The sequence below is a fragment of the Anoxybacillus eryuanensis genome, assembly GCF_051200995.1.
GTDB lineage: Bacteria > Bacillota > Bacilli > Bacillales > Anoxybacillaceae > Anoxybacillus > Anoxybacillus tengchongensis.
Genome location: NZ_JBPODS010000002.1, coordinates 78,860 through 101,352, shown reverse-complemented (window position 1 = coordinate 101,352; position 22,493 = coordinate 78,860). Strand labels below are relative to the sequence as shown.

The following is a 22,493-nucleotide window of genomic DNA, read 5'->3' as shown; positions in this document are numbered from 1 at the left end:
ATATGTTTGAAAATATTTTACCGACACAAGCAGATGCCTTGCGTCATGAAGCAAATGTCGAAGTGCTAGACGTTCGGGAAGCGCATGAAGTGGCGGCAGGAAAAATTCCAAACGCACGCCATATTCCGCTCGGACAACTGTTTGCCCGACTAAACGAACTCGATCCAAACAAAACGTACATTGTTGTTTGTCACTCTGGTGGTCGAAGTGCATTAGCGTGCGAATGGCTATCAGAACGAGGCTTTCATGTGAAAAACATGGTAGGTGGCATGATGAGTTGGGAAGGAGAAGTGGAATAAGACTGGCGATGTGCCAGTCTTATTTTTTATCGCAAATATTTTTGTTGAATGCGCAACACTTCGTTTATCAGCTGTTCTCCGACTTGGTGACGAACGCGCTCATATAAGGGATAAAGATGACTTAGCCACTCTCTTTTTTGCTCATCGGTTAATTCATGGATATTTACTCGTTTCGTTTGAACGATTTCATGTAGCTGCTTTTCGTTAATAATTTTTGCATGTGTTTTCATCCATGTTGTCGTTTCATCGAGTGCTTCGACAATAATTTGTTGTTGAGATGGTGTTAATCGTTCCCAAAACGTTTCGTTCATTAACACAACATATCCAAGATATCCGTGATTGCTAATAGTCATGTACGGTTGCACTTCATAAAACTTTTTTGAGTAAATGTTAGAAATTGTATTCTCTTGACCATCGACTTGTTTGTAGTACAATTCACGAAATGTATCGTGAAAAGGGGTGACTTTCGGTATAGCGCCAAGCAAACGAAACTGTTCTTGAATCACTTCGCTCGGCATCGTTCGAAATCGTAATCCATGAAAATCAGTCGGATGTATAAGCGGGCGAACGCTATTTGTCACTTGTTTGAACCCGTTTTCCCAAAACGTTAACCCCTTAATATGGAAAGATTGTAACTTTGAGAATAAAATTTGACCGATTTGTCCTTGAAGCGCTTCTTCAACGGCTTGGTCATTTGGAAGGGCAAACGGTAAATCGAGCACTTGCCATTCTGGGATTAGCGACGTTAGCTTTGAATAGGCAGGAGCGATCATTTCTACCTTGCCTTGCTTTAATGCGTTCACTTCTTCTTCGTCTGTAAACAGTGTTGCATTTGCATATATTTCGACTTTTATTTTCCCGTTTGACTTTTCTGCTACGAGCGATGCAAATTTTTGCGCTGCTAATCCTTTCGGTGTATGTTCGGCGACAACATGACTGAATCGAATAGTTAGTTGATCTTCAAGTCCTTCTTGCTCGTCGTCATACGGAAGAGAAGATGTTGATGAAAACGAAGGAACGAGCCAATACAGCCAAAAAATGATTATGGCAATCGAGAAAACACCCCATTTTACATTCTTCATCTTTATCACCGCGCGCTGTGTTGTATAATTAATTATACATTATACAAGAAAATGCTGAATGGATGAACAATAAATGAAAAAGTTGTCGATTAGATGGAAAATTTTAATGTTATGTACAGTCATCGTCCTTGTGAGTATCGGAGTCGGAAGTGCCATCGTCATTAGTCACGTCATTCAATTAAAAGAACAGTCACTTAGTGAACGATCCCTCTTGATCGCTCGAACAGTAGCGCAAATACCAGAAGTAAAAAAACATGTACAACAAAAAGAAGGATGGACTATCATTCAACCGATTGTCGAAAACATCCGAACAATTTATCATGCAAATTATATTGTTGTCATGAACATGGAGCGTGTTCGTTACGCTCATCCGTCTTACGATAAACTAGGTACAGTTTCTTACGGTGAAGATGAAATTGAAGCATTTACGGAGCATACGTACATTTCGAAAGCAAAAGGAGAATTAGGCGTTTCCGTACGGGCGTTCACTCCGATCATGAGTGAAGAACACCAACAAGTAGGGGTCGTTGTTGTTGGGAATGTATTGCCATCTATAAAAGAAATATTGAAAGATTTTCAGAGAGAAATTGCTTGGACGTTGATGATTACGATTAGCTGTGGCGTCGTTGGCTCGCTCTTGTTAGCGAATCATTTAAAAGAAGAGATGTTTCAGCTTGAACCGCATGAGCTAGCGCGATTGCTCGTTGAGCGAACAGCGACGTTTCACGCGATGTATGAAGGTGTCATCGCAATCGATAAAAAAGAACGAATTACGATTTTTAACGAACGTGCAAAGCAAATGATGGGAGTAAGCGGGGAAGTTATCGGCGAGTATATTCGCGACGTCATCCCTGATACGCGCTTGCCGGAAGTTTTATATACGAAAAAAGCAGTATATCAACAAGAAATTATCGTCGGTAATCAGTTGATCGTCAGCAATCGCATTCCGATCGAAGTAGGTGGTGAAATTGTAGGAGCGGTCGCAATTTTCCAAGATCGAACAGAAGTCGCCAAAATGGCCGAAGAGTTAACAGGGGTAAGAGCTTTTATTGAGGCGCTCAGAGTTCAAAACCACGAGTATATGAATAGATTACATACAATTGCTGGGCTCATTCAACTCGGTAAGACGCGAGAAGCACTCGCTTACGTATTTGAAGAAAGAGAAGAGCAGGAAGCTTTTATGCATTTTTTGCGCACGCGTATTCATGATGAAAGCGTTGCGGGTTTACTTTTAAGCAAAGTGTCGCGGGCAAAAGAAATGGGGATTACATTCATCATCGACCGCTCCAGTGCGTTATTTTCCTTCCCACCGCGATTAGATCGCCATGATTTTGTCGTTTTACTTGGCAATTTGATTGAAAATGCTTTTGATGCATGCTTGGCGACGGAGCGAGAAGAAAAATTTGTCGAGTTATGGATCGGAGAACAGGAAGATAGCTGGACGATCGTAATAGAAGATAACGGAATCGGGATAAAGGAAGAAGAAAAAGCGCGTCTATTTGATTACGGGTATACAACAAAAAAAGGGAATCATCAAGGTATCGGGATGCATCTTATTTATAACATTTTGAGAAAAAGTCACGGCGACATAAATATTGAATCAAGTTGGCAAATAGGGACGACGATTACCATTTTATTTTCAAGATATAAGGGGGATGATGTATGATTCGCGTGCTGTTAGTAGAGGATGATCCGATGGTTCAACAAATTAATAAGCAATTTGTGGCTCAAGTGGATGGAGTTTCGGTCGTCGGGACGGCTGTCAACGGCGAAGATGCGTTAGAAAAGTTAGAGAAGTTGCGCCCAGATTTAATTTTGCTTGATGTATATATGCCGAAATTAGATGGTGTACAGACCATTCGTTTATTTCGCGAGTGCGGTTACGAAGTCGATGTCATTATCGTGTCAGCAGCTAGCGATGCAGACACGATTCAAACGATGTTGCGCAACGGGGCAGTTGATTATATTATTAAACCGTTTCAGTTCGAGCGATTAAAACAAGCAATTGAGCGATACCAATCGTTACGGGAAGCGTTAAAAGATAAACATGTGACGCAACAACAAATTGACGAGTGGATGTATAAGCCGACGCAAGTACAACAAGTGAGTTTGCCGAAAGGACTGAACGAGACAACGCTCCGACAAATTGAACAATATATGTCTAAAACAACGGTTGCTCAGTCGGCTGATGAAGTGGCGGAAGCGATCGGTATCGCACGAGTCACAGCGAGGCGTTACTTAGAATATTTAGATAGTATCGGTGAAGTAGAGAAAGAAGTACAGTACGGGACGATCGGTCGCCCGATTCACCGCTATCGAAGACCAAAAAGAACAAAATGATCAATATGTTCAAAATATTCCTTCCTTTCATTGAAAGCGATATCATTAAAATCGTAATTAGTGATAGGGGGGAATTTTTCATGAGGAAAATGAGCTTTTTGCTTATGCTTGTCTTGCTAGTTGGGGGGGTGTTCGCTTGCAGTAACTCGCAATCGACGAGTACAAGTACAAACAAAACAGAAGAAAAGAAAGAGGAAGCTGCGAGTGAGCCAATTGTTATTAAGTTTTCACATGTTACCGCTCCAGATAGTCCGAAAGGAAAAGCGGCAGACTTGTTCAAGCAGCTTGTTGAAGAGAGAACAAACGGAAAAGTGAAAGTGGAAGTGTACCCATCGAGCCAGTTGTTTGACGACGACAAAGCGATTCAAGAATTGCCGCGCAACACCGTGCAGTTAATTGCACCATCGACGACAAAGCTCGTTAGCTACGATCCAGCTTTCCAAATCGTTGATATGCCGTTTTTATTCACGAGCGATGAAGCAGTGTATAAATTTTGGGACGGTGAAGGTGGACAAATTTTATCGCAAAAGCTAGAAAAATATAACATTAAAGTTTTAGCGATGTGGGCGAATGGAGATAAGCATTTTACTAACTCTAAACGTCCGTTGAAAAAACCAGAAGACTTTAAAGGATTAAAGTTCCGTACACAAACAGGAAAAGTGCTTGATGAACAATTCGCTGCCTTAGGTGCGTCTGCGGTGCCGATGGGATTTTCTGAAGTGTATGTTGCATTGCAACAAGGTACAGTAGACGGACAAGAAAACACGTTTAATAATATTGATACGCAAGGATATGCAGAAGTACAAAAATATTTAACGGTATCAGGACATGGTCGTTTAGACTACCTTTTATTAACGAATACAAAGTTTTGGGATAGCCTTCCTGAAGACGTTCGTAAAACGTTAGAAGAAGTCATCGCAGAAGTAACTGAACAACAACGAAAATGGTCTGAAGAGTTAAACAGAGAGTCATATGAAAAATTGAAAGCAAGCGGAATGGAAGTGTACGAGTTAACAAAAGAAGATATTGAAGCATTTCAAAAAGCTATGCAGCCAGTATACGATAAATTTGCAGATAGCATCGGTCAAGATTTGATCGAATTAGCAAAAAAAGCAAACGAATAATAGATGGAAACAACCTGGATTTTCCAGGTTGTTTCCATAAAGGGGGGATGAACGTGCAAAAGTTGAAGTATGTTATTGAAGCGCTAGAAGATTGGATTGCTGGTTTATTCATTGTTAGCGGGTTGTTTCTTATTTTGTTAGGTGTCATTATGCGTTATGCATTTAACTCGCCTTTAAGTTTTGTAGAAGAGTATGCAGGATATATGGTCGTGTGGGGAACGATGATCGGCGCGGTCGTCGCATTGCGAGACAATCACCATATTCGCATCGATATGTTGTATCGTTTACTGCCAAATCGAGTAAAAAAATCTGTTGATATATTTGCTAATGTCGTAGGGCTCATCTTCGCATTATTTCTCGTTGTTTATGGCGTAAAAGGTATTTTTTTAGACGAGTTTAGCGCCTATCGAATGGGTATCGTTTCAATCGGTGAAGGTGTACAACTGTGGAAAGTGTATATGGTCATGCCGCTGATGGGAGTATTGATGTTATTTCGTTTTATCGTTCGTCTCGTTCGTGTATCGAAAGGGTTACCAGAATCTGATTATGAACATAAAGGTGTGGAACAAGTATGATGACTATTGGATTGTTCGTCGTATTTATATTGTTAATGTTACTCCGAGTTCCTGTTGCGTTTGCATTAGCTTTATCCGCCCTTTTATTTTTACCTTTTCTTAATTTCCATTATGAGAGTGCAGTTGTTGAAATTTTCTCTGCACTTAACCATACGTCGTTAATGGCTATTCCGGGGTTTGTGTTTGCAGGTATTATTTTAGCACGAGGAGGAATTTCAAAATATTTAATTGATGGATTGCGTGCGTGGGTTGGTCATTTACCGGGTGGAATGGCGGTTGTGACCGTGCTAGCTTGCGCCATTTTTGCCGCCATTTCTGGTTCGAGCCCGGCTACTGCTGCTGCGATCGGTTCGATTATGATTCCTGCTATGGTACAAGCTGGATATAGTAAAAAATATGCGATGGGTCTCGTTGCGGCAGCAGGGACACTCGGTATTTTAATTCCGCCGAGCATTCCGCTCATCATGTACGGGTATGTTGCAGAAAATAAAGCAACGATTAATAAATTATTTATGGCTGGAATCATTCCAGGTCTTTGCTTAACGGCAATCATTATCGTCTCTGCGATCGTATATGCAAAAAGAAACGGATTCGGGTACGGACAAAAGGCAACATGGTCGGAAAGGTGGGCATTGACGTGGAAGGCAATTCCAGGTGGACTCATGCCGATTTTAATTCTCGGTTCGATTTACACAGGAATGGCGACACCGACGGAATCTTCTGTGATCGCGAGCGCGTACGCGGTAATCGTGTCGCTCCTTATTTATCGTGAGTTAAAGTTGGGAGATTGGCGTCCGATTTTACGAGAAACAGTTCATATTAGTTCGATGATTTTTATGATTATTGCATCTGCTATTTTATTTAAACAATATTTAACGTTGGCTCAAGTACCACAAGCGATCGCGCAGTGGATTATTGATCATGAATTTAACAAATGGATGTTTATTTTACTTGTAAACTTACTTTTCTTTGTGCTCGGTACGTTTTTGGAGGCGATTGCGATCATTTTAATTACGCTACCGATTTTCTTACCAGTACTTGATAGCCTAGGTATTAACGCGTATCACTTTGCTATCATTATGACCGTCAATTTAGAAATTGCGATGATTACACCGCCTGTCGGTTTAAACTTGTTTGTCGTAAGCGGTATTGCAAAAGAGCCTCTTGAAAAAGTCATTCGCGCCATTGTACCGTTTTTACTCATTATGCTTATCCAACTCGTTTTAATTATCATTTGGGAAGATTTATCAACATTCCTTATTCGTTAAACCTCTCTTGAGACGGAGAGGTTTTTCTTTTTTAATTGTTTATTGTACAATAAAATACATGTATTGGAAGTGAGAGAAGGGGAACGATATATGTGGAAAAATAAAAATGTGATACTCATTTTTATTGGAGAATTTATTGTTGGGGTTGGTTTATGGCTTGGAATTATCGGAAATTTAGAGTTTATGCAAAAGCATGTTCCATCTGACTTTGTGAAGTCGCTTATTTTATTTTCTGGTTTGTTTGCTGGTGTTATAGTTAGTCCGATAGCGGGAAAATGGATTGATACATATACGAAAAAACATATTCTCCTATACGCTGGAATCGGACGTATATGTAGCGTCATTTTTATGCTGTTCGCTTTAAAATACGAATCTATTTTTCTTATGGTTTGTTTTATGGTTTTGATTCAAGTGGCCGCATCTTTTTATTTTCCAACGCTACAAGCGATCATTCCGCTTGTTGTAGCAGATGAGAAGCAATTGATGACTGTCAATGGTATACATATGAACATTTCAGCCTTATCACGTATTTTTGGTACCGCCTTTGGTGGTGCGCTTCTTATGATTACAAGTTTGCAAATGTTATATATTGGTGCGATAGTTGCGTACATTTTACTATTTCTACTTACTTTTTTTATTGATATAAAAGAAGAAAGGTGCGAAACAAAACACAATACAAAAGAAAAACAGCGATTTACAGACATATTTCCAATCATTCGTCAATTGCCTATCGTTTATATTGCGGTTGTTTTAACGATTGTGCCGCAGCTATTTATTGGTGGATTTAATTTAATGGTCATAAACATTAGCGAATTGCAACATGATTCGTCAATTAAAGGATGGCTGTATACCATTGAAGGAATCGGATTTTTATTTGGAGCTTTTTTCATTAAGTATGCCGCTCGTGAACAAACGTATGTGAAATGGATGTATGCATTAACTTGTTTCATTGCTTTTGCGCAACTATCTTTACATTTTGCTCATATTAAATGGGTTTCACTTGTCTCGTTTGGTTTGTTTGGTATATGTGTCGGTTGCTTTTTCCCGATGATTGCGACGATTTTTCAAACGAACGTTCCGAAATTATATCACGGTCGCTTTTTTTCATTTAAAAATATGTTTGATCGCGTGACGTTCCAAACCGTATTGTTAGCTTCGGGATTGTTGCTCGATACAGTCGGCTTAGAATATATGGTTGTCTTGTTTGGCATGCTATCGCTTTTATTAATTATGTACACGTTGTTTAGAAAAAAAGGAAATGTATTAAAAAGCGAAGGGGCTTAAGCCCTTTCGCTTTAACCAATAATAATACGTTCTTTTGGATAATGATACGATTCTTTTTGATTGTTTCCACGAATAAGGAATAAAAACGATAAAATACCAATTCGTCCGATAAACATTAAAACTGTAATAACTAACTTCCCAAATGTGCTTAGTTGTGACGTGATGCCCATGGATAAGCCTGTTGTTCCAAAGGCGGAGCATACTTCAAAGACAATTTCAATCATCGTAAAAGACTCTGAAAAAGAAAGAAGCACAATAGCTAAAAAACAAAGTATGAAAGCTGTTCCGAACACGATAAATGATTTTAATATATCTTCATGATGAATTTCTCGTTGAAACACTTTAATCGAGTTTTTCCCTTTGGCATAAAAGAAAATAGATAGCATCATAATCGCAAACGTTGTTGTTCGAATCCCTCCCCCTACGCTACTTGGAGAAGCACCGATGAACATGAGTGCACTTAAAACAAGTAACGTCGGTTCAGAAAAGTCGGCAACATCCATCGTTGCTAGTCCACCGTTGCGAGAAGAAATGGATTGAAATAGTGCGTAAAAAAGTGATTCGTGCCATGTTTTGTTAGAAAAAAATCGATTCCATTCGATCAGTAAAATCGCCCATGTTCCAAATAAAACAAGTAGAAAAAATGTGACGGTCGTCAATTTTGTGAAAAGCGAAAAACGATATTGCCGTTTTTGACGATGAAATAAAAATTCTTTTACTTCAATGAGCACAGGAAATCCAATCGCCCCTAGGACGAGCAAAATCATATGTACTGTTTGAACAAAATAATCATTAGCGAATGGAATAAGCGATTGTCCTGTAATGTCAAATCCAGCGTTTGTCGTTGCGCTCACCGATGCAAAAAAGCCTTGAAAAAACGCTTCCTTCCACGTCGGAAAGTAACGAAGAAAATATATACCTAAAATGATGGCACCAATCATTTCAATGGCAATAATGAGCGTTAAAATCTCCTTCATTAACTTTACTAATCCAGCAAAGGTCGAACGATTTTGATCCGTCATAATGAGTTGGCGTTCACGAAATCCAATTTTTTTTCCGAACATAAGCCAAATAAATGTTCCAAGTGCCATAATACCGATGCCACCAAATTGAAGAATAAAAGCAAGCACAAATACACCAGGTGTATTAAACGTATCCACCGTTGATACAACGGTAAGTCCTGTGACACTAATAGCGCTTACAGCAGTAAATAATGCATCAACAAAGCTCAGCTTCACACCGGGTTGATGGAAAAAAGGAAGCCATAGTAAAAATGTTGATATGCAAACAGCTACAAAGTAAAACAAAACAATAAGCTGAACGGTAGATAGACGCGACAATTTTTGAGATTTCACAGTTTTACTCCCTCGCATGTTTTCGTTTTAAACATATTTTGATTTTGGCAAATGGTGAAAAGGAATGCAAGTATGTTTTTTGAATAAGAAATATTTGTATTTACAAAATTTTTTGTTTTTTTATAATGATAACTAGCCAATGATAGAAAGGTTGGGGGATATGTCAACACGCACAAAAGGATTATGGATGGTTGTTATTGCTGCAACAATGTGGGGACTTTCTGGTACAGCTGCACAATGGGTGTTTCAGCAAAAACATATAACAACAGAGTGGCTTGTTTTTGTACGAATGACCGCTTCAGGTTTTTGTTTATTAGCTTTCGCATCGTTTCGTGGTATTCCTTTATTTCATATTTGGCGTGAGAGAAATAGTCGACTGTTGCTCATTTCTTTCAGCTTAGTAGGTATGCTTGGAGTGCAATATACGTATTTTTTGTCCATTGCATATGGAAACGCTGCGGCTGCAACGTTATTGCAATATTTAGCACCGATTTACATTGTCTTATATTTTTTGATACGTGAGCGGAAACATCTATCTGTTTCGATCTGGGGTGCGCTCATTTTAGCTACTTGTGGGATATTTTTGTTGTTAACAAATGGAAAATTAAGTGCATTAAGTATCTCCTTTCCCGCATTTTTATGGGGAATTGTATCAGGTGTGCTTCTTGCATTTTATACGATTTGTTCAGCAAAACTATTAAAAAAATGGGACTCACTTATTATTATCGGTTGGGCGATGGTAATTGGAGGAGTTGTTATGATTCCGATCGTACGTTCGTTTTTCGGGCCATTTTTCACGCTAGATTTTCCAACGATTGTTTCGATTTTATTTATTGTCATATGTGGAACGTTACTTGCTTTCTTACTGTTTATTGAAAGCATTCGGCATTTATCTCCGACAGAATCAAGCATTTTATCAAGTGTAGAGCCTTTGTCGGCTATTGTTGCGTCCGTTTTGTTTTTACATGTATCGTTCGGCTTTTTTCAAACACTTGGGAGTCTATTAATTATTACAACAGTTATTCTTTTAGGGAGACAAAAAATAGCGTCCTCTTCGTAAAAAAATAAATGTTTGTTTTTTTATTATTTGATAAAATAGTGTTGCTCACTAATTCACAAAAATGGAGGAGAGAATGGTGAAAACGCGTGGAAAAATTGTAGCTGTATACATTCTTACCGTTTTTTTATTAGTTGGACTGATTAACGGTATCATTTATGTTCAATTTCAATCATTGATTGCGAACAAAGTAATGACGACGAACGCTCAACTTGCTCTGCAACTAATTGATGCAAAATTTCCTGGAGCATGGCAAATAAAAGAGGGGGCACTATATAAAGGGGAAATAAAAATGAACGAAAACGAGGAAGTTGTCGACTACATAAAGGAAGTCGTTGGTGCAGATAGTACGATTTTTCTGAACGACGAACGTGTGGCAACAACAGTCATGAAGGATGGCCAAAGACAAATAGGGACGAAAGCTGATCCGAAAGTTGTACAAGAAGTCATAAAAAAACAAAATCGCTATATCGGTGAAGCGAACGTGCTTGGAAAATCGTATGTAACAAGCTATTTGCCAATTAATAACGAGCGTGGTGAAGCCATTGGCATGTTTTTTGTCGGCATGCCAAAGCAAATCGTCAATCAAGAAATTAATAGTGTCATTGTCAAAGTCATTGTTATTTCTGCATTGTTCGTCATTGTTGGAGTAATTGCATATCACTTATTTATTTCGATTCGAATTATGAGACCGCTACATGTCGCAAAACAACATCTTGAACAAATAGCTAGTGGTGACTTTAGTAAGCCGTTGCCTGAAAGACTTCTCGGTGCAAAAGATGAATTTGGTGAAATGGCACGTTCCCTTGCAGAAACGAAACAAGCGCTTCGGAATATAGCTGTTCATATTCAAGAACAAGCAGATGCCATTGATCAGCAATCAAGTGCCCTATCTGCTACTTCACAACAAATGTCTGCATCGACTGAAGAAGTGGCTGCAACGATGGAACAAGTATCGCAAGGAGCAGCGTCACAAGCGAACGATTTAGCTGATATGACCCATTCACTTTCTTATTTAACTGAAAAAGTTGAGCGTGTATATGTAGAGCTGGCGAATGTAAAGCAAGAAGCGCTTCGTACATCTGAACGGGCAGATATCGGTAAAAAAGAAATGGATGTATTAATAGAAACCATCGATCAAATTAAACGAGCGTTTGAAACGGTAACAAACCACGTTCAAACATTAACGGCATCCGTACAAAAAATAAGTGGAATTACAGAAATGATTTCGACGATTTCGGATCAAACGAACTTATTAGCTTTAAATGCTGCCATTGAGGCAGCACGTGCTGGAGAAGCAGGGAAAGGATTTGCGGTTGTTGCGGATGAAGTGCGTAAATTAGCTGAACAGTCGAAATCGTTTACGGAAGACATTGTTCAACTCATTACCTCAATTAGCAAAAATACAGATGATGTCATTTATACATCAAGTGAAGTGCATCTCTTTATTAAGGACCAAGCGAATGCCGTTGAAAAAACGGTACGTTCATTTGCTGACATTTTAACATCCATTAGCCGTATCGCTCCTCTTATTGTTTCAACTGAACAAGCAATGGATGAAATCGTTAAAGAAAAAGACAAAGTTATTGTCCGCATTGAGCAAATTAGCGCAGTAGCTGAAGAAAATTCAGCAGCAACAGAAGAAGTCACCGCCTCTTCAGAAGAGTTAACGGCATCAGCCCAAGAAGTAGCCGCAACAGCTCAACGGTTGTATGATATTGCAGAAAAGATGAAAGAAACGACTAATCGATTTATTGTATAAAAGCGGCAGGCAACCTGTCGCTTCAAAAACAATTGTAAACGTTATCAAAAAGAACTATAGTAAAATTAGGTGAAGACAATGGCACAAAAAAAATGGACAATCAGCCTTATTATATTGCTCGTTTTGTTTTTATATGTTTTTTTTCACTTTATCACCGTAACAAAACAGCTTGAAAAAACAGTAGCAAAACTACAACATGAACAAAAAATGATGTCACACTTCCCACATGTGATTTTAATATCCCAAGAGTTTGATAATCCATATTGGCGAAAAATTGAACAAGGGGCAAAGGAAGCAGGAAAACAGTATGATGTAAATATTGAATACATCGGTCCCCTCCGAACAAGCATCGAGGAACAAGTGAAATTACTCGAAAAAGCGATTGCTTCTCGTGTCGATGGCATTATTGTTCAAAATTTGAAAGATGAAGCGTTTACACCACTGATTGATAAAGCTATTTCACGAAATATACCTGTCATTACAATTGATGCTGATGCTCCAAAGAGCCGACGTATCGCTTATGTTGGAACAAATAATTTTGAAGCTGGTCGATTGCTTGGGCAGGCAGTTGCTTCCCGTGTAGAAGGAAAACAAGAGATTGGGGTTATGATTGGGACGGATACATCAGAAAACCAACGTCTGCGCTTACAAGGGTTTTTATCTGTTATTACCGAATATCCACGTTTAAAAGTCGTTTCCGTTGCCTCATCGAATATTTCGCGCATTCAAGCGTCTATTCAAGCAGAACAAATGTTAAGAAAACATCCGAATATTTCTGTTATGGTTGGCACAAGTGCGCTAGATGCGATTGGTATTCGGATGGCGATAAAAAACTTGCACCGTGAAGACATTCAAATTTTCGGTTTTGACGATGTAGAAGAAACGATGGAAGCGATTAAAGAAGGAGATATTGTCGCAACGGTCGTTCAAAAACCTTATGATATGGGATATTCGGCAGTGAAGCTCATGGCTGATCACCTTTCTGGCAAACAAATTGATAAAGAGCATTTTACAGCCACGGGAGTGATTGACTACCAAAACATTCAACAGGGGAGAAACAAATGAAAATTCGGACGAAATTGTTTGTTTTTATTCCGCTTCTCGTTCTTCTATTGAATTGTATCGCGTTTTTTATTTTTCAAAGTGGAAAAAAAGTACAAGAAAGCTACGATGTCATGATGCAACGCATCTTTTTATATAAACAAATTTCGCTTGAAACACAAGAAAATGTACGTTTTTTAAGTAGCTACTTAATTCACCAAGATGAATACAACTATAAGCAACTGATCGAACATAAAAAAAGACTTGAAAAGTTGCGTCGAGAATTAACCGAAAGACAATTAGAAGGAAATGACGCGTTCACACTCGAAAACTACAAAAATATGGTTTATGTTTTTCTCGATTTAGAACAAGCGATTATTCACAAACTAACAAAACAACAATTTACAGGCTATGCTGACCAGTACAATGAAATTGAAAAAATTGCTTCGTTTATTCGCGAAGATAGTCAAGCGCTCGTTGACGTTGAGTTGAGCTTATATCAACCTGTATACAAACAAATCCTACAACATACGGCACAAATGAATGAACTAGGCAGAATGCTGTTTATTTTAACAACCATTTTAAGCATTGTATTTGCGATATGGTTATCACGAACGATTGTCATTCCGATTCATCATCTTGTTCATGCGGCAAAAAAAATATCAGCCGGCCAATTAAACACACGCATCCCTCGTTTTGATGGGCATGACGAAGTTGGATTACTTGGTCAAACATTTCAACATATGATTGAAAATTTGCGTATATTAATCTCGAAAAATATGGAAATATTAGAAAAAGAAAAACTCGTGCGTGAGCTAGAGCTAAAAGCACTTCAAAGCCAAATTAACCCTCATTTTTTATTTAATACGCTGAACGTCATTTCAAAGCTTGCCTACCTCGAAGGGGCGGAACAGACGAGCGAGCTAACTGTATCTACATCAAATTTATTGCGGTACAATTTACGAAAGCTTGATCAATCTGTCACGTTGCGTGAAGAAGTAGAGCATGCGAAAGAGTATTTTGCGATTCAAAAAGCCCGCTTTCGCGATCGCGTTACTTTTGAAGTAAGGGTAGATGAATCATGTTTGGAACAGCCCATTCCTTGTTTAACGTTGCAACCTCTCATCGAAAATGCTTTTATTCACGGGATTGAAGAGATGGAAGAAGGGGCGAACATTCAATTAATCATCGAAGAAAAAAGAAATTGTATTCAAGTAACGGTTGCGGATAACGGTGTAGGAATGCCGTATGATGTACAACAAGCCATCATGAATGCATCGTATTCGTTGATTAAAACAGGTCATTCAACAGGACTTGGATTAGAAAATGTGTTACGACGTCTTCAGCTTTTTTACGGAGTAGAAAAAATACTCGACATAAAAAGTGCGCCAAACGAAGGAACGGCTATTATTTTACGATTGCCAAGGAGGGAGAGCGATGTACAAGCTACTTATTGCTGATGATGAGCCACTAGAGCGGGAAGGATTGCAGTTGATGATTGAACGCTCATTTCCACATACGTTTACGATTTTTCATGCAGAACACGGTCGAAGGGCCATTCAGCAAGTAGAGGAACATCGGCCGCATATCATTTTTATGGATATGAAAATGCCAGGCATTCAAGGACTTGAAGCGATTGCTGAAATACGCAAAATGGATGCACAGACGAAAATCGTCATTTTAACAGCATATGATTACTTTACATATGCAAAAGAAGCTATTTCTTTCGGCGTAAGTGAATATGTGTTAAAACCTGCCAAAAAACAACAAATGATTGATTTGTTGCAAAGATTGTTACATCAAATTTCGGAAGAACAAGCGATGCGTGAACAACAATTAACTGCTCGCGAAAAACTCGTTCAGCTACAAACATTAGGTGAAATCGCTTGGACATGGTTGTTGATGGGGAAAATGGACGAATGCCCTGCACATACATTTAGCGGCATGGAATTTGAACATGGGTATGCCATTGTTATTGAGTTAGAAAAAAGTGATGCATCTAATCGTGAAAAGTGGGAAGAAACAGTGAAGCAGTGTATAAAACAACAACGACGTTGTTTATGTAGTCCGTTTAGTCAACGACAAATGACTGTTTTTATTGAAGCTGAGCAACATGAACATGCTATTTCGTTCGCTCAATCGTTGTTAAAACAGCTTGAGAAAGGTTTGCAACAGCGAGTAAAAATAGGAATTGGCACGATTCAGTGGGGAATCGATGGAATGAAACGCTCATATAAAGAGGCATCGATAGCGGTTCGTTACGTTTCATCATTTAGCCGAGTCATGCATATTGATGATGTTCCGTTAACGGATGACGTGGAACATATCCATATAAAAACAAGTGGCAGCGTCATCGAACAAGTTGAAATGTTTTTGCAAGAAAACTACTGTTATGATGTGACGCTTGAAGAAGTAGCAAAATATGTTCATTTAACGCCGTATTATTTTAGTAAACTATTTAAAAAAGAAACGGGTCAAACATTTATTGATTATGTTACACATTTGCGCATCGAAAAAGCGAAACAATTAATGTGCGACGAAGGATTAACGGTGAAAGAAGCTTGTTATCGCGTCGGATATAAAGATCCAAACTATTTTAGTCGCGTGTTTAAAAAAGTGACGAATATGACACCAACACAATATCGTCAAGACGTGTGCGGGCGCTTATAAAAATGCTCGCACTTTTTTGTTCAACGACAAAAAAATGCTGATTCGTTCCTTTTTATAGTAATGAAAGCGTTTAATTTGTGCGAATATATCGCAAATAAGTGAAGAAAACAAAGAAAACGCTTTCTTTTTCTTGTGGTACGCTTAACATGTAAACGATATGGAAAACAAGGGGGAATACATGTGAAGTGGTGGAAACATGTCGCAAAAGGAGCGGCAACATTCGTCTTAGCCTCTGCATTAACAGCGTGTGGTGTCGTATCTTCAGGAAACGAAGGGGGGAGCGAATCAACGAAAAAAGACGATGATAAGATTGTCATCGGTTTTTCGATGGATACGTTAAAGGAAGAACGTTGGCAACGGGATAAAGAATTATTTGAGGCGAAAGTGAAAGAACTCGGTGCAGAAGTGAAAACGCTAGCAGCGAACGGAGACGATGCTGCGCAGTTGAGCCAAGCCGAACAACTCATTTCCGAAGGCGTTGATGTTCTCGTTGTCGTGCCCCATAACGCTGAGGCGTCAGCAGCGATCGTAGAAAAAGCACATAAAGAAGGAATTCCGGTTATTTCTTATGACCGTTTAATTAAAAATGCGGAAGTAGACTATTACGTTTCGTTTGACAACGTGCGTGTCGGTGAAATGCAAGCACAAGCCATTGTAGAAAAAGCACCAAAAGGAAATTACGTTTATATCGGTGGAGCAGATACAGATAACAATGCTCACTTATTCCGACAAGGAGCGATGAACGTATTAAAGCCACTTGAAGAAAAAGGCGACATTAAAATTGTTTACGACCAATTCTCAAAAGATTGGAAACCAGAAGAAGCATTAAAAAACATGGAGAACGCATTAACAGCAAATAACAACAACATTCAAGCGGTTGTTGCAGCGAATGATGGCACAGCAGGTGGTGTTATTCAAGCGTTAGCGGCACAAGGCTTAGCAGGGAAAGTACCTGTTTCAGGACAAGATGCCGAGTTAGCAGCGCTCCAACGTATCGTTGAAGGAACGCAAACGATGACAGTATATAAACCGATTAAAGCGATTGCAACAAAAGCGGCAGAAATGGCAGTTGCTTTGGCAAAGGGCGAGAAAATCGAAGCGAACCAAACGGTATCAAACGGCAAAATTGATGTTCCATCCGTATTACTTGATCCAATTGCTGTAACAAAAGAGAATGTATTAGACACAGTCATTAAAGATGGGTATCACAAATTAGAAGACGTATTTAAAAACGTACCGAAAGATCAATGGCCAAAACAATGAAAATAAGGGGCTGGCTTTGCCAGACCCTTATTTTCAACATGATACAACGGGAGTGAAACGAATGTATGCGTTAGAAATGATCAATATTACAAAAGAATTTCCCGGCGTGAAAGCACTTGATCGTGTCAGTTTCAAAGTGAAAAAAGGAGAAATTCATGCGCTTTGTGGTGAAAATGGCGCGGGAAAATCAACGTTGATGAAAGTGTTAAGCGGGCTGTATCCAACCGGAACATATGATGGGGAAATTCGTATTGACGGTAAGCCGGTTTCATTCCGAAATATTGTTGATGCTGAACAGGCCGGCATTGCCATCATCCATCAAGAGCTTGCACTCGTAAAAGAAATGACCGTCGGTGAGAACATTTTTCTAGGGCGAGAACCGCGTAAATTTGGCGTCATTCAATGGGATCAATTGTATTATGAAGCAGAAAAATGGTTGAAAAAAGTTGGATTAACGATTTCTCCCCAAACAAAAATTCATTCGCTTGGCATTGGACAACAACAGCTAGTTGAAATTGCGAAGGCGCTAGCCAAACAAGCAAACATTTTAATTTTAGACGAACCGACCGCAGCGTTAACAGAAAGCGAAGTCGAAATTTTAATGGATATTTTAGAACAGTTGCGAGCGCAAGGAGTTGCGTGCATTTATATTTCGCATAAAATGCCGGAAGTGTTTCGACTTGCCGATTCGATTACCGTATTGCGCGATGGAAAATCGATTGCGACGCTTTCACGTGCAGAAACGAATGAAGATGAAGTTGTCGCCCTAATGGTTGGACGTGAGTTGACAGAGCGTTATCCGTATGTCAAAAAGACGCCAAAACATGTCGTATTAGAAGTGAAAAACTACTCTGTTTGGCATAAAGAAAAGCCGATGAAAGTCAACGACAATATTCATATAACTGTTCGCGCTGGGGAAATTGTTGGCATTGCAGGATTGATGGGGGCAGGACGAACGGAACTCGCGATGAGTTTATTCGGTGCATACGAAGGAAAAGCAGAAGGGCAAGTGTGGTTGGAAGGGAAACAAGTGCACATTCGTTCGGTACAAGATGCGATTCGATCAGGTATTGCACTCGTCACAGAAGACCGCAAAAGGTTGGGGCTTATACTTGGAATGGATGTGAAAACAAATACGACATTAGCTAGCTTAAAAAATATTAGCCGCTTACAAGTGATCAATCAAAATGAAGAATTAAAGTGGAGCCAAAAATATGTTGATGAACTAAAAACGAAGATAGCATCTTTAGAAACAGCTGTCGGTACGTTATCTGGAGGGAATCAGCAAAAAGTTGTATTGGCGAAATGGTTAATGGCGAAACCAAAACTTTTAATATTAGACGAGCCGACGCGCGGCATTGATGTTGGAGCAAAATATGAAATTTATCACTTAATGAATAAATTAGCAAAAGAAGGCGTTGCTATCATGATGATTTCTTCTGAACTTCCAGAAATTTTAGGAATGAGCGACCGCATTTATGTTATGCGTGAAGGGAGAATCGTGAAACAATTGTCGCACGATGAAGCAACACAAGAAAATATTATGATGGCAGCGACAGGAGGGGAATGAGTCATGGAAATAAAGGCAGTCATCGAGCAGCAACCGAAAAAGAAAAATGTATTTGGCAAAATAGATATTCGTGCTTATACGATGATCGGTGCACTCATTGCTATTTGGATTTTCTTCGGTATGTTAAATGAGACATTTTTGAGTGCCCGCAATTTATCGAACTTATTTACACAAATGTCGGTTACAGCTATTTTAGCCATTGGTATGGTGCTTGTCATTGTTGCAGGACATATTGATCTTTCCGTCGGTTCGATTGTCGGTCTTACAGGTGGTGTTGCAGCCATTTTAAGCAACTGGATGGGGATGCCGACATCTGTCGTCATTTTATGTACGTTGCTTGCAGGTGCACTTGTCGGACTTGTGCAAGGTTGGTTAGTTGCTTATCGAGCCATTCCTGCGTTTATCGTTACGTTAGGTGGAATGATGATTTTCCGTGGAGCATTAATGGGGATTACAAAATCAACAACCATTCCAATTTTTGATGCGCAGTTTATTGCTTTAGGAAGCGCATATTTTACAGATGTTTTTGGTATTATACTTGCGGCGATGGCCGTCGTTGCGCTATTTGTTTCAACGTTTCGCAAGCGAAAATCGCGCCAACAATACGGCTTTACTGTTTCGCCATTACCTTTTGAACTAACAAAATTATTCGTTATTAGTGCACTTATTTTCGTATTTGTTGTTACAATGAACAGTTATAAAGGAATTCCGTTTCCGATTATTTTTGTCATTGCCTTGGCGCTTATTTTCTCATTCATTGCGACAAAAACAACGTTTGGTCGTCACGTATACGCCATCGGAGGAAACGTGGAAGCCGCTCGGTTATCTGGAATTAACATCCAACGTCATACGATGATGTTGTTTGTCTTTACGGGATTGCTTTCTGCTATCGCTGCACTCGTTTTAACAGCACGTTTATCATCGGCAACGATTTCAGCGGGACAAATGTACGAGCTAGATGCCATCGCCGCCTGCGTCATCGGTGGAACATCCTTAATGGGCGGATCTGGTACAATCATCGGTGCGATCATCGGTGCGATGGTCATGACATCGCTTGATAATGGAATGTCATTGTTAGGTATGGAAACATTTTGGCAATATATCGTAAAAGGGAGCATTTTAATTTTAGCCGTTTGGATTGATATTGCTAGTCGAAAGCGGAAAACGAATTAAAAAGGGGCGACCGGAAAGACAGGTAATGCTGACTTTTCGGCGCTTTTTTTGTTTTGTATGGAAATGGAAAAGTTTTAGGGGTATATTGTTAAATACAGTTCTTTTTGTTCCCCTTCAGCTCAAGAAAACGAAAATAAGTAAGAGAAGAGATGACATAGATTGCTATAATCATCGTTTTTTGATTGAAATATATCTTTTCCCTAATATTTTTAAAAATACATCTTGTATATTCAGAAGATTCGTATTATATTATTGTTGTGAAAATATTAAATTTTTTGAAAATAAAAAAGGGGGATTTGCATGAAAAGGAAAAAGGTGTTTTCTATTTTTACATCCGCTGCTCTTGCGATTGGCTTATTGGCTGGTTGTTCGGCGGATAAAACATCACAAACATCGAAAAACAACGGGGAAGTTGGAGGGGGTACAGTCATTAAAATTGCCACTCAAAGCCCTCTGTCTGGTGGAGCAGCAACGTTAGGTGAATCGATTAAACTTGGAGCTCAACTTGCTTTAGAAGAACAAAAAGAAAAGTTCGAAAAGTTAGGTTTTAAATTAGAACTTGTTCCATATGACGATCAAGCAGATCCGAAAAAAGGGGTAGCTAATGCTCAACTCATTGGAGCGGATCAACAGGTTTTAGGTGTCGTTGGACATTTGAATTCGGGCGTTGCGATTCCATCTTCAGAAATTTACGAGAAATATAACATTCCAATGGTTTCCCCAGCAAACACAGCAACAGACGTGACAGACCGAGGTTTAAAAACGGTGAACCGCATTTGTGCACGCGACGATTTCCAAGGTCCAGCAGGTGCAAAATTTGCTGTTGAAAAATTAGGAGCGAAGAAAATTTTTATCATTCAAGATAAAACGGCATACGGTACAGGCTTGGCGGAAGCGTTCAAAAAAGGAGCGGAGGAAGCAGGTGCTGAAATTGTCGGATTTGAAGGAATTACAATTGGTGAAAAAGACTTTAATGGTGTGCTAAACCAAGTGCTTGCGAAAAAGCCGGATCTCGTGTATTTCGGTGGGATGTACACAGAGGGTGGAATGTTAATTAAACAGGCGCGTGATAAAGGCATTACCGTACCGTTTATGGGTGGAGATGGAATGGACTCTTCTACACTTGTTGAAATTGCAGGCGACGCGGTGAAAAATACGTTCATTACATCAGCAGCAGGTGTAGCAACGGCGACAGAAGCTGGAAAGCAATTTGCAGAAAAGTACAAGCAAAAGTTTGGTAAAAATATTGAGTCGTATTCTGCTTACGGATATGATGCTATGGGTGTCTTGTTAAAAGCGATAGAAGAAGCGATTAAAGCGAATGGAAACAAACTTCCTTCTCGTGAGCAAGTCGCTGAAGCGGTTCGCCACGTTCAAGATTATGAAGGGGTTGTGACGAAAGTAAGCTTCGATGAAAAAGGGGACAACAAATACGCGAAAATTTACATTTACAAATTTGAAGAAGCAACGTATCCGGCACGATTAGAAGATGAGGTAAGCAAATAAAGATGAATACGTTTGAAAAGGGTATGACAGTTTGCCGTACCCTTTTCTTATAATTTTTTACATGTTATTGATAGGAAAAGGGACTAGATAATTTTAGATGATAAAGACAAGGGAATGGAGGAACGACATATGATCGAACATGTGTTACAAACGTTGCCTCAAGTCGTCATTGACGGATTGGCATTGGGGGCTGTATACGCGATTGTTGCCCTTGGATATACAATGGTGTACGGCATTTTAGAGCTTATTAATTTCGCCCACGGGGAAATTTTTATGACAGGTGCATTTGTCGGCACAGCTCTTTTCTTATCGTTTTCTGCTTTTGGGTGGCTATCGTCTATGCCTATGCTGTTATCTTTACTTCTCGTCCTTGTGGTGACATCGATTGTGACAGGATTGCTTGGCATGGGAATTGAACGAGTTGCATATCGTCCGTTACGAAGTGCTCCCAAATTAATTACCCTTATTACAGCGATCGGTATTTCATTTTTATTGCAAGATTTTGTCCGTTTTATTACAGAGTTGAAAAAAGGAAACTACATTTTAACCGGTCCAAGCTTGTTTACCGGACAAGTAAGTATTTCGGCTTCCTCTATCTGGTCAGGATTTCATGATGCCTCAGTTAAGTCCTCATTTTTTATCGTTTTAGTTACAGCCGTTGTCATGATGGTGACGCTTGACTTTTTTGTGAATAAAACAAAATGGGGAATGGCAATGCGTGCTGTTGCCCAAGATCGTGAAACGGCTGCACTAATGAGTGTAAATGTCAACAAAGTCATCGCTTTAACGTTTTTTATTGGCTCTGCGCTAGGAGGAGCAACCGGTGTTCTTTTTGCGATTCAATACGGAACGATTGATCCATACATTGGTTTTATTTTAGGCTTGAAAGCTTTTACCGCAGCAGTATTAGGGGGGATCGGAAACATTCGTGGGGCAATGTTCGGTGGTATTGTTCTCGGTTTGCTTGAAATGTTTGCAGCAGCTAACTTACCAATCATTTCTAACGGTATATTAGGAGCAGAGTACAAAGACGTGTTTGCTTTTTCTATTTTAATCATGGTTCTCATCTTTAAGCCAGAAGGACTATTCGGAAAAGTGTCTATCGAGAAAGTGTAGGTGGTCAA

At 39.4% G+C, this 22,493-nt stretch carries 19 protein-coding genes; 17 read left to right on the top strand and 2 right to left on the bottom strand.

Annotated features, from left to right (window positions below; genetic code table 11):
* The first annotated feature begins 2 nt into the window (after nucleotides 1–2).
* Nucleotides 3–299, top strand: coding sequence for a rhodanese-like domain-containing protein (locus tag HNQ84_RS03020; protein WP_183242334.1), 297 nt, complete (start codon nucleotides 3–5; stop codon nucleotides 297–299).
* A gap of 26 nt (nucleotides 300–325) precedes the next feature.
* Here the strand turns inward: HNQ84_RS03020 and HNQ84_RS03015 are convergent, their stop codons facing one another.
* Entirely contained in the window at nucleotides 326–1,381 is a 1,056-nt protein-coding gene (locus HNQ84_RS03015; RefSeq protein ID WP_183248104.1) for a DctP family TRAP transporter solute-binding subunit, read from the bottom strand.
* A 73-nt stretch (nucleotides 1,382–1,454) separates the two neighbouring features.
* On the opposite strand from HNQ84_RS03015, the gene HNQ84_RS03010 reads away from it, so the two are divergent.
* The 6 genes from HNQ84_RS03010 to HNQ84_RS02985 all read left to right on the top strand — a co-directional run bounded on the left by HNQ84_RS03010 (nucleotide 1,455) and on the right by HNQ84_RS02985 (nucleotide 7,972).
* Nucleotides 1,455–3,047: an ATP-binding protein gene (locus HNQ84_RS03010; protein WP_435621120.1), complete on the top strand. Its 1,593-nt coding sequence runs from the start codon at nucleotides 1,455–1,457 to the stop codon at nucleotides 3,045–3,047.
* Nucleotides 3,044–3,721 (top strand): response regulator, encoded by a 678-nt coding sequence (locus HNQ84_RS03005; RefSeq protein ID WP_435621119.1) that lies wholly within the window; start codon nucleotides 3,044–3,046, stop codon nucleotides 3,719–3,721. Before HNQ84_RS03010 ends, HNQ84_RS03005 begins: the two co-directional genes overlap by 4 nt.
* An 80-nt stretch (nucleotides 3,722–3,801) precedes the next feature.
* Nucleotides 3,802–4,845 carry a TRAP transporter substrate-binding protein gene (locus HNQ84_RS03000; RefSeq protein WP_435621118.1) on the top strand — a complete coding sequence of 348 codons (1,044 nt, stop codon included), beginning with the start codon at nucleotides 3,802–3,804 and terminating at the stop codon, nucleotides 4,843–4,845.
* Nucleotides 4,846–4,898: 53 nt separating this feature from the next.
* Nucleotides 4,899–5,420, top strand: a complete 522-nt coding sequence (locus tag HNQ84_RS02995) for a TRAP transporter small permease (RefSeq protein WP_435621117.1) — start codon at nucleotides 4,899–4,901, stop codon at nucleotides 5,418–5,420.
* On the top strand, nucleotides 5,417–6,688 hold the full coding sequence (locus HNQ84_RS02990; RefSeq protein ID WP_435621116.1) for a TRAP transporter large permease: 1,272 nt from the start codon (nucleotides 5,417–5,419) through the stop codon (nucleotides 6,686–6,688). Before HNQ84_RS02995 ends, HNQ84_RS02990 begins: the two co-directional genes overlap by 4 nt.
* Nucleotides 6,689–6,778: 90 nt before the next feature.
* Nucleotides 6,779–7,972: an MFS transporter gene (locus HNQ84_RS02985; protein ID WP_435621115.1), complete on the top strand. Its 1,194-nt coding sequence runs from the start codon at nucleotides 6,779–6,781 to the stop codon at nucleotides 7,970–7,972.
* Nucleotides 7,973–7,983: 11 nt separating this feature from the next.
* On the opposite strand, the gene HNQ84_RS02980 is transcribed toward HNQ84_RS02985, so the two are convergent.
* Complete coding sequence (locus HNQ84_RS02980; RefSeq protein WP_435621114.1) at nucleotides 7,984–9,327, bottom strand: TrkH family potassium uptake protein; 1,344 nt, start codon at nucleotides 9,325–9,327, stop codon at nucleotides 7,984–7,986.
* 160 nt (nucleotides 9,328–9,487) lie between these two features.
* Here HNQ84_RS02980 and HNQ84_RS02975 point away from each other — a divergent pair, with 160 nt between their 5' ends.
* The 10 genes from HNQ84_RS02975 to HNQ84_RS02930 all read left to right on the top strand — a co-directional run bounded on the left by HNQ84_RS02975 (nucleotide 9,488) and on the right by HNQ84_RS02930 (nucleotide 22,485).
* Nucleotides 9,488–10,387 (top strand): DMT family transporter, encoded by a 900-nt coding sequence (locus HNQ84_RS02975; RefSeq protein WP_435621113.1) that lies wholly within the window; start codon nucleotides 9,488–9,490, stop codon nucleotides 10,385–10,387.
* Nucleotides 10,388–10,460: 73 nt separating this feature from the next.
* Nucleotides 10,461–12,146 (top strand): methyl-accepting chemotaxis protein, encoded by a 1,686-nt coding sequence (locus HNQ84_RS02970; RefSeq protein ID WP_435621112.1) that lies wholly within the window; start codon nucleotides 10,461–10,463, stop codon nucleotides 12,144–12,146.
* A 78-nt stretch (nucleotides 12,147–12,224) separates the two neighbouring features.
* Nucleotides 12,225–13,211 (top strand): sugar-binding protein, encoded by a 987-nt coding sequence (locus HNQ84_RS02965; protein ID WP_435621111.1) that lies wholly within the window; start codon nucleotides 12,225–12,227, stop codon nucleotides 13,209–13,211.
* Complete coding sequence (locus HNQ84_RS02960; protein ID WP_435621110.1) at nucleotides 13,208–14,647, top strand: sensor histidine kinase; 1,440 nt, start codon at nucleotides 13,208–13,210, stop codon at nucleotides 14,645–14,647. Before HNQ84_RS02965 ends, HNQ84_RS02960 begins: the two co-directional genes overlap by 4 nt.
* Nucleotides 14,625–15,857 carry a response regulator gene (locus HNQ84_RS02955; protein ID WP_435621109.1) on the top strand — a complete coding sequence of 411 codons (1,233 nt, stop codon included), beginning with the start codon at nucleotides 14,625–14,627 and terminating at the stop codon, nucleotides 15,855–15,857. Before HNQ84_RS02960 ends, HNQ84_RS02955 begins: the two co-directional genes overlap by 23 nt.
* 180 nt (nucleotides 15,858–16,037) lie before the next feature.
* Nucleotides 16,038–17,120: a D-xylose ABC transporter substrate-binding protein gene (gene xylF / locus HNQ84_RS02950; RefSeq protein WP_435621108.1), complete on the top strand. Its 1,083-nt coding sequence runs from the start codon at nucleotides 16,038–16,040 to the stop codon at nucleotides 17,118–17,120.
* 61 nt (nucleotides 17,121–17,181) lie between these two features.
* Nucleotides 17,182–18,690, top strand: coding sequence for a xylose ABC transporter ATP-binding protein (locus tag HNQ84_RS02945; RefSeq protein ID WP_435621107.1), 1,509 nt, complete (start codon nucleotides 17,182–17,184; stop codon nucleotides 18,688–18,690).
* Between the two features lie 3 nt (nucleotides 18,691–18,693).
* Complete coding sequence (locus HNQ84_RS02940; protein ID WP_435621106.1) at nucleotides 18,694–19,863, top strand: sugar ABC transporter permease; 1,170 nt, start codon at nucleotides 18,694–18,696, stop codon at nucleotides 19,861–19,863.
* 300 nt (nucleotides 19,864–20,163) lie between these two features.
* Nucleotides 20,164–21,369, top strand: coding sequence for a branched-chain amino acid ABC transporter substrate-binding protein (locus tag HNQ84_RS02935; RefSeq protein WP_435621105.1), 1,206 nt, complete (start codon nucleotides 20,164–20,166; stop codon nucleotides 21,367–21,369).
* 129 nt (nucleotides 21,370–21,498) lie between these two features.
* Entirely contained in the window at nucleotides 21,499–22,485 is a 987-nt protein-coding gene (locus HNQ84_RS02930) for a branched-chain amino acid ABC transporter permease (RefSeq protein ID WP_435621104.1), read from the top strand.
* Nucleotides 22,486–22,493: the final 8 nt, after the last annotated feature.

Bases quoted from the DNA above. Each gene is read 5' to 3' on its own strand.
- HNQ84_RS03020 (WP_183242334.1), top strand. From the start codon at position 3: ATGTTTGAAAATATTTTACCGACACAAGCAGATGCCTTGCGTCATGAA.
- HNQ84_RS03015 (WP_183248104.1), bottom strand. From the start codon at position 1,381: ATGAAGAATGTAAAATGGGGTGTTTTCTCGATTGCCATAATCATTTTT.
- HNQ84_RS03010 (WP_435621120.1), top strand. From the start codon at position 1,455: ATGAAAAAGTTGTCGATTAGATGGAAAATTTTAATGTTATGTACAGTC.
- HNQ84_RS03005 (WP_435621119.1), top strand. From the start codon at position 3,044: ATGATTCGCGTGCTGTTAGTAGAGGATGATCCGATGGTTCAACAAATT.
- HNQ84_RS03000 (WP_435621118.1), top strand. From the start codon at position 3,802: ATGAGGAAAATGAGCTTTTTGCTTATGCTTGTCTTGCTAGTTGGGGGG.
- HNQ84_RS02990 (WP_435621116.1), top strand. From the start codon at position 5,417: ATGATGACTATTGGATTGTTCGTCGTATTTATATTGTTAATGTTACTC.
- HNQ84_RS02985 (WP_435621115.1), top strand. From the start codon at position 6,779: ATGTGGAAAAATAAAAATGTGATACTCATTTTTATTGGAGAATTTATT.
- HNQ84_RS02975 (WP_435621113.1), top strand. From the start codon at position 9,488: ATGTCAACACGCACAAAAGGATTATGGATGGTTGTTATTGCTGCAACA.
- HNQ84_RS02970 (WP_435621112.1), top strand. From the start codon at position 10,461: ATGGTGAAAACGCGTGGAAAAATTGTAGCTGTATACATTCTTACCGTT.
- HNQ84_RS02965 (WP_435621111.1), top strand. From the start codon at position 12,225: ATGGCACAAAAAAAATGGACAATCAGCCTTATTATATTGCTCGTTTTG.
- HNQ84_RS02960 (WP_435621110.1), top strand. From the start codon at position 13,208: ATGAAAATTCGGACGAAATTGTTTGTTTTTATTCCGCTTCTCGTTCTT.
- HNQ84_RS02955 (WP_435621109.1), top strand. From the start codon at position 14,625: ATGTACAAGCTACTTATTGCTGATGATGAGCCACTAGAGCGGGAAGGA.
- HNQ84_RS02945 (WP_435621107.1), top strand. From the start codon at position 17,182: ATGTATGCGTTAGAAATGATCAATATTACAAAAGAATTTCCCGGCGTG.
- HNQ84_RS02940 (WP_435621106.1), top strand. From the start codon at position 18,694: ATGGAAATAAAGGCAGTCATCGAGCAGCAACCGAAAAAGAAAAATGTA.
- HNQ84_RS02935 (WP_435621105.1), top strand. From the start codon at position 20,164: ATGAAAAGGAAAAAGGTGTTTTCTATTTTTACATCCGCTGCTCTTGCG.
- HNQ84_RS02930 (WP_435621104.1), top strand. From the start codon at position 21,499: ATGATCGAACATGTGTTACAAACGTTGCCTCAAGTCGTCATTGACGGA.